The organism is Bartonella sp. AP65SXKL (assembly GCF_042195725.1).
Lineage (GTDB): Bacteria > Pseudomonadota > Alphaproteobacteria > Rhizobiales > Rhizobiaceae > Bartonella.
The window spans coordinates 1-10,050 of the sequence record NZ_JBHIOW010000024.1 but is presented as its reverse complement, the minus strand read 5'-3'; the positions used below and the strand labels follow the sequence as shown (position 1 = coordinate 10,050).

Genomic DNA, 10,050 nt, shown 5'->3' with positions numbered 1-10,050 from the left:
GGTGTTGATGGTTCAAAGCGAACAGTGCTTTTATTGTCTCCAACAACACACATTGGCTTAGTGATGACAGCTTTCATTATGGCTCCTTTTGAGTCATAATTAATGACATAATTAGTCAATTATTGATTTTTATTCTGTGAAAAATTAATTAGCCAGAGATAACAAGAAAACAGAGCTTTTTAGCTACGCTTCAAGTTCACATTTTGCTGAATTTTTGGGGATATTTTTGAATTTTAGACACAATACAACTAGTACAGTATCGTCATTAAATACGATTTTTTACACCATGTCAACAAAAAAATCTATATTTTTTATTTTAAAATAGAATATATAGAATTTTCTAAAACATTTTAGATTTTATAAATTATTGTGAAATTATTATAGGAGGGAAAGGCAATGACAGGTCCAGAAATATTAGATGCCATGTATATAGTATCAATGATAGTTATATCCCTCTTAACTATAGCGTTTTGTTTGCCTGCCGCCTTTTGATTTTCATTAATAGCTCGCGGATCATATGCAATTACACGCTTTTGCAAAAAAATCTAGAGTGATAAATTTTTCCAGATTGAAGAGCTAAATATTAAGCTCGTGACGCGCTGCTGTTGCCAAAAAAGCAGATCTTGTTAAACCTCTCTCTTGTGCACAATTATCAATTGCACGTAAAAGCCCTCGTTCAATTGATATATTTGTGCGTATGACTTCTGAATCATTTTCAATAAAAGGAACTTGTATTAAAAAAGCTCCTTCTGACAAAGCTGTTTTGACAGATTCCCGTTGTATAACTTCTTCAAATTTTGAAGGAATAGGCACTCTAACTATATCTTCACAATAAAGTTGGAGTGCTTCTGTTGCATTTGCGATTAAATTTTCTTCTTCATCAGCAGCAGAAAAAAGTCCCTCAAAATCAGGAAACTGAACACCAAAAGCAGATTCTTCATCTTTATGAACAAGAGCAAAAAATCTTTTCATTCTTCTTCTCCTTCTTTTAACCAGCCTGCTTGTTGTGCGATAGAACGTGCTGTACCAATCGGAAGATTTTTTTTAGGATGTGGAACGATAACAACCTTATCATCTTTTTTAAATTTATGATGAGAACCTTTCACTTTGATAAGTTCAAAGCCATCATGCTTTAATTTTGCAATGATTTTTCGGCTATCTTGTTCCATTACCTAAACTCATAATGTGTAAATATATACACATTTTAATGATTTTTCATCTGATGTCAATTCTTTTTAATGGCTAAAATGCTTATGAAGCGCATTAAGAGCAATGCGCAATGAAAGCACAAGGTGTGGTAGTGATTGATCTTCTATGACAAGATACTGTAATGCGGCATGAAGGTTATATTGACGGTGTAAACATTGAGCTTCTTGAACACAACATCTTTTACAGCTAAAAGATGTTCTGTTGCCTTCTGTGCCCATTTCTCTCTTGCTCCGTTATCAGAAGTTGTAGGCATTTCATCATAAATTGCATTAGGCAATGCTTTTGCACATAGGTAATTGTTTTTCACTTCAAGATATTTTTGCGCAGCATCATATTGGTCTTGATTGATTTCGCCTTGCAAATAAAGCCGCCCAATATAGGTACCGGAAAGCGGATTTTTAGCCTCTTCTATGGTCAAGCCAAAGCGTTTGGCACGCATTTCAATTGCCAATTTATCCATGGGTTCATGCGGTGTTTTTGCTCGTGAGATGCGTCCGTTTGGTTCTCTTATGCATCCTTTTATCCGAGGACGTCCGCGTTTTGTACGTTTTTTTCTCTTTGTCATATGTTATCAATCAGAATGGGACACTATCGTTAAGAGCTGTTCTATAATCTTGAGCACCTGAAGCGATAGCATAATTTTGAGAAGTAATGGGTGAAGGGGTAGGGGATGCCGATTGATCTTTCTTTACATCAAGCAAATACAACTCGCCTTTGAATTGTGGTAAGACAATCTCTGTTGTGTAACGGTCATGCCCATTTTTATCTTGCCATTTGCGTGTTTGTAATTTGCCTTCTACGTAAATCTTTGAACCTTTGTTGAGATACTGAAGTGTAATTTTTGCTAAATGTGGATTAAAAATCACCATGGAATGCCATTCTGTTTTCTCTACTTTTTGATTGGTTTTTTATCTGTATAGCTCTCAGAAGTCGCTATACTAAAATTGACTATTTCTGCTCCAGAATTCATTGTTTTGCTTTCGGGATTAGCACCAAGGCGCCCGATTAACGTCACTTTATTTAGCATGTTTTTTCTTACCTTAAATTTGTATTTTAATACATAGAAAACCTTAACATTATTTGCTTATTTTTTCAATTATTTCAGTTTATTAATAACAGTTTTTTAAGTATTACATTATAATATTATTTGACAAATTATTCATCAAAAAAACATGTCACACAAATGGCACGGCTTTCTTATTTCTGCTTTTAACGTTTCAATAAATATCCTTTCATTAAGAGTCTGTATCAAACTTTTTTGTTCGATTTATTGTTGACTATCGAACCTTTTTGTGCGATATTCATTTTATAAAGTAAAGGGGGAGGCTAAATGAAACGAGAAGCACTGCTTAGAGAATTACGTAAAGAAGCCAGAAATAGAGGCATTCATTACAGTGAAGCTCCTGATGCAGGCAAAGGGTCATATTATTTGGTAACTTTTGGAGACAAGACAACCGTTATAAAATCTGGTGAATTGACCCCACTTTACGTGAAAATAATAAAAAAGCAGTTGAGGGTATGAGTTACTCTCTCAATGGCTTTGATTTTTCGTTTTAAAAGCATTTCGATTATGGCGAGGATACCTAAACATGGAATACACTTATCAAGCAAAACTGGAATCTGATCCAGACGGTGGTTTTATTGTAACCTTTCCAGATGTACCAGAAGCAATAACAGCTGGAGAAAATAGAGCAGAGGCATTAGAGAATGCTGTTGAAGCTTTAGCTTTAGCATTACGGAGCTATTCTATGCGCGGTTTGCCTTTACCAATGCCACAACAGTATAAAGACCTTGTAGAGGTTACTGTAGATGCATGGAATGTTCTTAAACTTGCAGTGGTAGAAGCCTTTAATGAAGCGAATATCACAAAAACAGAATTGGCTAATCGTTTGGGTAAAAAAGAAACAGAAGCAAGACGCATTCTTGATCCAAATTATCCAACTAAGCTTCAAACATTAGAGCAAACACTGAGTGTTCTTGGAAAGAAAGTCGTTATTACAATCAAAGATGCAACCTAATTTCTTCTCCACTTAAAAGCTGGGAAGATGATCATACTTCTTTTAAACTTAAGCAGCTTTTAATAGATCTTCTAAAACTCATATTGCTTCTACAATTAAAATTTTATAGCCTCCACCTTTCACTTGAATGATTCTAAAAGACACGAGATATTTGAGATACAAACTACCTACTTCATAATCACTGAGATAACTTAGATAGTATCTATCGCCCATAAGACTATAAACGTTGTAATTGTGTTAGCTTTATGAATACCATTAACTTCCTTTCTTATAAATATGAAATAGATACAGACTCAAAATTAGTTAATACAAATTGTATCGATAAATTTTTGCAGGAAGGAACGTATACTCTTACCGTGAAGAATCAATGTGCTACCTTAACAATTGAAAAACTTTTTGTGGAATCAAGTACCTACTATTGGGTTTATGTTTTAACAGGAGAAGAAAGTCCTTATAATCCTGAAGTGATTGATTCCGAAAATGGCTTTCAAAGCGTTCCTAACCCGCGTTCTAAAAAACAAATTGAACAAAATGAACAATATTTTGGAGTTTTGATTCCTACAAAATTCATTCTTTTTTCTTCAAGTAAAAAGCTAAACCAATGCTTGCAGTCACACTACAAAGAAAATTTCAAGGAAGAAATTAATATTTTACCTGAGCTTATTGATAAGCAAGATTTCGAAAAAAAATTGCATTCAATTAAAGAAATAAAACTAAAATATAAAAAACAAAAACAATTAGAACTTTTTGGAAAGCAATCAGCAAAATGCTTAGTGGAGTTGGCTAAAGATTCTCTTGATGCATTTCCCACTGATGATGTTACTGAAATAGAACTCAGCTTAGATATCAAATTTAAAGAAGAAAATAATTTAAGGGAATATTTGTGGAATTTTTTAAAAAAAGATAAAAAAAATCCTATATTGCACAAATTAAATTTTGTGGGAGATACATATGATAAGTTCGATGTAATATTTAATACTGAGAGTTTTCAGCATAGAATCCGTATTAAATCATCTAAAGATGATAATGGCAGATATAATAAAGATTTTGTAAAAAAAGAATTGATATTTGAAATCGGAAATTTCACTGTGGCTTTATAATGGAACACTGCAGTGTAAGGATAGATATATTTATTAAATTGCGTGTATACAACATAAGAAAGAGTACACGGCATAAAAAATAATACCAAAGTACAATGTTTAAATACCAAATAGCAATATCTGAGTACCACATTATGGTATCTAATGAAAAAGGAAATTTGTGTTCCACATACCTAAAAATGACAGGCAAAGAAACAGTTTCTTTATAACTATTTGGGAAAATTAAAACGACAAGCGCTAAAATTATTATATTTAAGAGTCGGTGCATATATTGTTGTAAATCACGTGTTAGTTTCACCCAACCCGTTGTACCATCATCTTTATATTTTGGGTTGTTCTGCAACTCAGAAGGAATATTAGAATTGCATAAAATTGCAAAAATAGTTGTTACTATTATCAAACCAACAGATGCGAATGTCAAAATACCCTGAATAAAGTCAATATTTTTTTTAATTCCTGAAAAACATAAAAATATAAAAACTATAATGCCAAACAAGGCTCTTAGTTGCTTATCTGTAAACATACTCATTTCCTGTGAAAAAATTATGATTTCAATTTTTTAAATTATTTTCTGATAGAAGGCACAAACTACCTTTAGTTTTTTCGCGTTTGCTTTCCTTTTAATAGCAACGTCTTCTATTGCATCCAGTTGCTTTTAGTTAACCTCATCTATTATTTATCTATAGTTGATGATCGCTTTAAGTACTAAGATCCTCTAACCTTTCATAAAGATTAAAGAAACACTCTGTTATTTCAAAAATACACGAAAGAACTTAATGACTGCTGCAATATTTTTTTACATTGATACTAGCTATTTATGTTTTTTAAACAAATATCTTGAAATTTTCACATCCTAAAATTCTTAATTTGTATTAAAGGATTCACTTAGTTTATAAATTTGGTACTGCATACAATTTTAGGAAAGTATTATACCTTAAAAAAAATTTTTAGTCACTCTTAAAACGCATATCTAATCGTAAAATGATCACCACTTTTCACTATTTTGCTAACCTGCAATGTTTTTCACTGTTCCTCCAATACCATTTAAAGTTTCTTCAAGCTCTTGCTTGTGAACAAGCGTTAGTCGTCTAAAGTGCTCTTTCGCTGTTTTTTCTTTGAGTGTTTTCTCACGTGTATTTTAATTGCTCTACGTACACTTTCGGCTTTTGAAAGAAGGTTATTTTCTACTGTCTGGCAATAAGCTAAAAGCTCTCCACAAATTGGCATAAATGTTTTTGATATCCCCATTGCTTGACCAGTTACGATATCTTCGACGCCCTTTTTCAGAGCATATGCTGAAATCCGTTCCAGCATCATGCTATAGGAAAGGATAACGGCTTTGGAATCTGTGTTCGCAGGGACTTCATGCTTGAGAGTAGGAAAGAAGCTTGCTCAATTTGCTTAACTGAAGCTTTCACAGAGAGCAACGATTGTAGACGATTGCAAGCATCTAAGGTTTGCGCCTCCTCCTGTTTCGTCAATGTATTCCCAGTTTTCAAAGTCAATGGATACCCCGGACTGATCATTTCCATAATGACCACCTAACCGTTTCTCCTGTTCTAATCTTGCTTTTTTCTGTGCTAAAAAAAAACACTTTGGATGTGTAACCCAATTGCACCCAGTCCTTTGCCAATCTCGTTTGTTTGCACTTTTTACCTGGGTTTGCTATCCAGTAATTTGTGAACCGTTCAAATTCTGACACTGCCTCATGATGCGTTAATCCTTGATCGATTGCGTATTGCAAATTAGGTTCAAAATCCGCAGGTAAGAGAAACCCATATTTTGACCTAGTCCGCTTCGCTTTTTTGGGAACGTTCTTTTGCTCGTGAATGGGAGGTTGGTTTTCTACACCCGTTGTGATTTGCTTTGGTTGGCTTTCGCAAGCATGAACCTCTGTTGGCTCGTCAATCTGTTCGTTTGTTTCTAAACTTTCAGAACAAATTTCTTTTTTTCTAAAACGATAGTTTAGTTTTTTTATTATATATGTTATTGTTAATGACATCATTAAGCATTGCTTGTGTATTGCTAGAATCCTCACAAGCATCATGCTTAGCATCTTGATCATCACTAATTGTTTTTGCTTTATGATGTTTTGCCCATTTTGCTTGCGCTGCCTTCTGTGCTCTCTGAAAATTTATTTAAATTTTCGTTTGAGTTATTGAGTTCTTCCTCAACATCTGAATTTCACAAACGACCATCTTCTAAGCAAATGATGTGTCCAAATCTAAATAAATAATCTAATGCCTTTTGAAATCTTTTTACTGAACAACAAGTAAAATGAGATAATATTTGTGAATCATTCAAAAGAGGTTCACGCGTGTGTAACATTCTTATCCGCAACTTCACATAAACATTGACTTCCATAGGCGGTAAATCAGAAAGTTTAAATAGCCATTGGTCTGTATTAAGTCTCGTCCATGGTATTTTACTGGACATGTATACCCCCCTTCTTTCTTTAAATATAAAATTGCTAAAGAGTCTGCTTCGTTGTCGTCTTTAGGCACATGTCTTTGGAACATATCGCCCAGCCTGTCTTTGTCCCTAGATCAAGACAGAAAATCGTGTTAGTCATTTGCTATTCCATTTAAAAATATTTTTACAAAGCCGTTCGACGGTAATTATTATTCGAAATAAAGGTGGAAAATGCCTGATAATGGTGTGCTTCAAAATACAAACAATCAAGTAAACAACATTCCACTGCAACCTTTGTTTATTACATCTTGTTATGAAGAGTTTGCTGATGATATTGCATGGTTTAATTTTCACAATATAGCTCCCTTTGATATTAAATTACATTCTGTTTCTGGTGTTTACTGTCGGAAACCATGTAGTGATATTAACTGGGAACATACTAATTCTTGGCCTGAAGTATTTCTTTCTGTTGGTCAATTTAATGCGCCTTCTTTACCTTATTGCCATAATATCGAAGATAGAATTCATTTTATAAGCCCACCTGAAGTACCTGCGTCGAAAGTATTATTGTCTATAAATATTCCAGCCCATACAAAATGTTTTGCTATCATAGGTATACAATTTGGGGCCGATATTGATAGAACATATGGGGCTTCTGTTAAACTTACTTTTCAATTTTCTCCAACTTATGATTTCACAAAAATTTTTAATGCTAATATTTTTTTAGAACGTATATTTCCCCTAAAGAAGAAGCCAAACGAATCCAATCATCATGGAATGAAATGGAGGCTGCAACAGATCGATTAAAAGCATATCAATTACGAAGCGCTTCATCTAATATGCAGACCGCTTATTATGCTTCTCGAATAATCCCTGAAATTTCTCTTGGAAAGCTTGTGTGTTACAGTGTACCTCTAAGTACAACTTTGATCCTAAAGCATTTTTAGCTATTAAATGGTTATTTTCATCAAAAGAAAAATTCCAATCAGAATTACTAAAAACAATTGTACAACCATCTGGAAAACCTATTGCATGTATTAAATCTTCTGAAGAGCTAAAAGTATAACGTGGTGGTTTTTTCATTTCCTCCCCTTATGGTTGATGCGTATTTATATGTGCGCTATGGCAGAGCGCGTAGTTATAAGTTTTGAAAAATTGGATTAACTCAATTCAGACACACATTGCACGCATCTTATTAATTTGATTTCTTCTTTTCTTTTTTCGATGAGTTTATCCCTTAAGAAATCAAGCCTATTTTTGACTAAGACTATAAACAAGATCAGCTCATTTAAGCAATAAAAAGATGATAACTCTTGAGAAAAATAATTATCAAACCAAGTTGTAGTTGTAAAAGCTTGCGTAAACACAGATAAAAACCATTGATTAAAATCATCGTACGGCAATAACGGAAAATATTTTCTATCATCACGCGCAAAGATACTATGCAGCATATAGACAAAACAACCTGTTGATGAGGGATCTATGCTTATTTCAAAACATGCATCTTGAGGCGAAAGGACACCATAATATATGTTTTCCTGTCCAATCTTATTAACAAGATCAATCAACTGGACTTTGCTTATAGTGATCTGTGAGACATCTACTATCTCTGATCTTTCTTCTTTAAGAGTGTGAATGGTGCTGTTGATGTTCATTATTATCTGTAGGGGCAGCAATAAAAGCAGAATGTGAAGATAATTTAGAATCACATGATTGCGTCCTATAAAAAAACGAGAAAAAGTCTTCTGCCTTAATCGGTGCTCCAATTCTTTTAGCTTTATTCAAAAGAATTGGGATATGTTTTGTCGGAATTCTCCCACCAGTTCCGCCTTTTGATACAGGACGGAGCCAGACGTACATGCGTGTTCTATGAACCCCAAGCAACTGAGATACTCTACGAACCCCACCTAATAAATTTATTATTTCCGAAAATTGTTTCATAAGTCATATTGTGGCTTATTTAGGTACAATATCAATAGAAAATGTAACGAAAATCACAAAAGATTTTTTTTCTAACAAAGATATAATGGAAACCATGAATAACATTATGAAAATTTGGCTAAGTGAAGCCTTACAAGAATCTGGATTATCTCAATCATAGCTTGCCAGACAACTAAGTGAGAAGGTACATCGCCCTATCTACCGCTCTGCAGTCAATAAAATGCTGACAGGTGAACGAGGAATAAGTGCACAAGAAGGTATAGCAATTGAGGAAATCACGAAATACCCACTTCCACGAAAAAAAACTATACTCTTAATGGGATATGTAGGAGCAGGTTCAGAAATTATCCCCTATGAAGATGGTTGGCTTGAAGAAGTGGAAATGCCTCCGTATATTACAAAGGATACATACGCAGTAAAAGTTGAAGGCGATTCAATGGAACCTTTCATTGAAGATAAATCCATTTTATTTTATTCAGAAAACATTTCTCCAAGTTTACTTCTTAATAAAAAAGCAATTGTCTATACGCAAGATGGACGTTGTTTTGTCAAAATAATAAAGCAAGGTAGTAAGCCTGGTTTATTTAATTTAGAGAGTTTAAATAGGTTGTATCCAGAAATAAAAGATATTGCATTAATTTGGGCTGCTCCTATAGACTGGATAAAACCACCGAGATTTTAAAATAGTTAAATCATATGAGCATAATTTTCTTCTTATCGTATATTTCTGTTAAGGAGAGAATTATGCAAATATTTGCAAAATAATCGATTAGAATATTAAAATTCAATGTAATTAGTATTACTAAAGCTCTAGCTATTCTAAACATATACCCCTTTTTTAGTAATTACAGTTTTAATTTTCTAAGTGAATTTTTATATTTATGTAAAAATTTCTAAAATCGGTACATATGTATTAACATATGTTCTTAAATACACTACATTGGTATCCATAAACCACACACAAACAATTGCCAAGAGGCGTTGGGGAGGAGAAATTATGGAAAATCCAATTCTTATAAATTCCGATGAAATTTTATTAGTTGTCTATAATAATGATCAAAACATTGGTCGGTCAGGACCACTGGATGAAAGCCAAATTCTAAGCATTGTTGATGAGGTAGATGATGCAATCCAAATCTTTCGCATCAATCCTTCTGAAAAGAACTGTGAAGACATTTCTGAAGAGATCGCAGAAGCATATGTAAAAGAAAATATCGAACGTCTCTATGAGGATAGTGAGGTTCATTATTTTATATGAGAAAGTGATGTTACAATAAACTTTTAGGCGAGATCGCAGACGAAAAATATAATGATGAGATTTACGGTACTTACGAACAACAACACCGTTTGCGTCCTTGTGATGTGCTTTA

13 protein-coding genes and 3 pseudogenes are annotated in these 10,050 nt (G+C 33.4%); 6 read left to right on the top strand and 10 right to left on the bottom strand.

Going from position 1 to position 10,050, the window contains the following annotated elements; genetic code table 11:
• Nucleotides 1–576 precede the first annotated feature (576 nt).
• The 4 genes and pseudogenes from ACFIMP_RS08955 to ssb all read right to left on the bottom strand — a co-directional run bounded on the left by ACFIMP_RS08955 (nucleotide 577) and on the right by ssb (nucleotide 2,236).
• Nucleotides 577–972, bottom strand: a complete 396-nt coding sequence (locus tag ACFIMP_RS08955) for a type II toxin-antitoxin system HicB family antitoxin (RefSeq protein WP_375652359.1) — start codon at nucleotides 970–972, stop codon at nucleotides 577–579.
• Nucleotides 969–1,169, bottom strand: a complete 201-nt coding sequence (locus tag ACFIMP_RS08950; protein WP_375638821.1) for a type II toxin-antitoxin system HicA family toxin — start codon at nucleotides 1,167–1,169, stop codon at nucleotides 969–971. Before ACFIMP_RS08950 ends, ACFIMP_RS08955 begins: the two co-directional genes overlap by 4 nt.
• Before the next feature lie 66 nt (nucleotides 1,170–1,235).
• Nucleotides 1,236–1,774: pseudogene (locus tag ACFIMP_RS08945) on the bottom strand (hypothetical protein).
• Nucleotides 1,775–1,784: 10 nt separating this feature from the next.
• Nucleotides 1,785–2,236: pseudogene (gene ssb, locus ACFIMP_RS08940) on the bottom strand (single-stranded DNA-binding protein).
• Nucleotides 2,237–2,539: 303 nt separating this feature from the next.
• On the opposite strand from ssb, the gene ACFIMP_RS08935 reads away from it, so the two are divergent.
• The 3 genes from ACFIMP_RS08935 (at nucleotide 2,540) to ACFIMP_RS08925 (ending at nucleotide 4,327) form a co-directional block, all read left to right on the top strand.
• Entirely contained in the window at nucleotides 2,540–2,731 is a 192-nt protein-coding gene (locus ACFIMP_RS08935) for a hypothetical protein (RefSeq protein ID WP_375610932.1), read from the top strand.
• A 67-nt stretch (nucleotides 2,732–2,798) separates the two neighbouring features.
• Complete coding sequence (locus tag ACFIMP_RS08930; protein WP_375610933.1) at nucleotides 2,799–3,227, top strand: type II toxin-antitoxin system HicB family antitoxin; 429 nt, start codon at nucleotides 2,799–2,801, stop codon at nucleotides 3,225–3,227.
• Nucleotides 3,228–3,472: 245 nt separating this feature from the next.
• On the top strand, nucleotides 3,473–4,327 hold the full coding sequence (locus ACFIMP_RS08925; protein ID WP_375610934.1) for a hypothetical protein: 855 nt from the start codon (nucleotides 3,473–3,475) through the stop codon (nucleotides 4,325–4,327).
• Here ACFIMP_RS08925 and ACFIMP_RS08920 read toward each other — a convergent pair.
• From ACFIMP_RS08920 to ACFIMP_RS08910, 3 genes are all read right to left on the bottom strand, one after another.
• On the bottom strand, nucleotides 4,311–4,850 hold the full coding sequence (locus ACFIMP_RS08920) for a hypothetical protein (RefSeq protein ID WP_375610935.1): 540 nt from the start codon (nucleotides 4,848–4,850) through the stop codon (nucleotides 4,311–4,313). The genes ACFIMP_RS08925 and ACFIMP_RS08920 overlap by 17 nt on opposite strands.
• 999 nt (nucleotides 4,851–5,849) lie before the next feature.
• Nucleotides 5,850–6,332 carry a hypothetical protein gene (locus ACFIMP_RS08915; RefSeq protein ID WP_375652358.1) on the bottom strand — a complete coding sequence of 161 codons (483 nt, stop codon included), beginning with the start codon at nucleotides 6,330–6,332 and terminating at the stop codon, nucleotides 5,850–5,852.
• Nucleotides 6,333–6,511: 179 nt separating this feature from the next.
• Complete coding sequence (locus ACFIMP_RS08910) at nucleotides 6,512–6,763, bottom strand: hypothetical protein (RefSeq protein ID WP_375638815.1); 252 nt, start codon at nucleotides 6,761–6,763, stop codon at nucleotides 6,512–6,514.
• A gap of 207 nt (nucleotides 6,764–6,970) precedes the next feature.
• Here ACFIMP_RS08910 and ACFIMP_RS08905 point away from each other — a divergent pair, with 207 nt between their 5' ends.
• Nucleotides 6,971–7,546, top strand: a complete 576-nt coding sequence (locus tag ACFIMP_RS08905; protein ID WP_375638813.1) for a hypothetical protein — start codon at nucleotides 6,971–6,973, stop codon at nucleotides 7,544–7,546.
• 27 nt (nucleotides 7,547–7,573) lie between these two features.
• Here the strand turns inward: ACFIMP_RS08905 and ACFIMP_RS08900 are convergent, their stop codons facing one another.
• From ACFIMP_RS08900 to ACFIMP_RS08890, 3 genes are all read right to left on the bottom strand, one after another.
• Nucleotides 7,574–7,822 carry a hypothetical protein gene (locus ACFIMP_RS08900; RefSeq protein WP_375686283.1) on the bottom strand — a complete coding sequence of 83 codons (249 nt, stop codon included), beginning with the start codon at nucleotides 7,820–7,822 and terminating at the stop codon, nucleotides 7,574–7,576.
• Between the two features lie 77 nt (nucleotides 7,823–7,899).
• The gene (locus ACFIMP_RS08895; RefSeq protein WP_375638809.1) at nucleotides 7,900–8,307 is read right to left on the bottom strand and encodes a hypothetical protein; all 408 of its coding nucleotides are present in this window, start codon (nucleotides 8,305–8,307) and stop codon (nucleotides 7,900–7,902) included.
• A 55-nt stretch (nucleotides 8,308–8,362) separates the two neighbouring features.
• Nucleotides 8,363–8,680 carry a hypothetical protein gene (locus tag ACFIMP_RS08890; RefSeq protein ID WP_375632673.1) on the bottom strand — a complete coding sequence of 106 codons (318 nt, stop codon included), beginning with the start codon at nucleotides 8,678–8,680 and terminating at the stop codon, nucleotides 8,363–8,365.
• Between the two features lie 220 nt (nucleotides 8,681–8,900).
• Between ACFIMP_RS08890 and ACFIMP_RS08885 the strand changes: the two genes are divergently transcribed.
• Together ACFIMP_RS08885 and ACFIMP_RS08880 are read left to right on the top strand one after the other, a co-directional pair.
• On the top strand, nucleotides 8,901–9,362 hold the full coding sequence (locus tag ACFIMP_RS08885) for a S24 family peptidase (protein WP_375686282.1): 462 nt from the start codon (nucleotides 8,901–8,903) through the stop codon (nucleotides 9,360–9,362).
• A gap of 315 nt (nucleotides 9,363–9,677) precedes the next feature.
• Nucleotides 9,678–10,050: pseudogene (locus ACFIMP_RS08880) on the top strand (hypothetical protein); the annotation flags it as partial.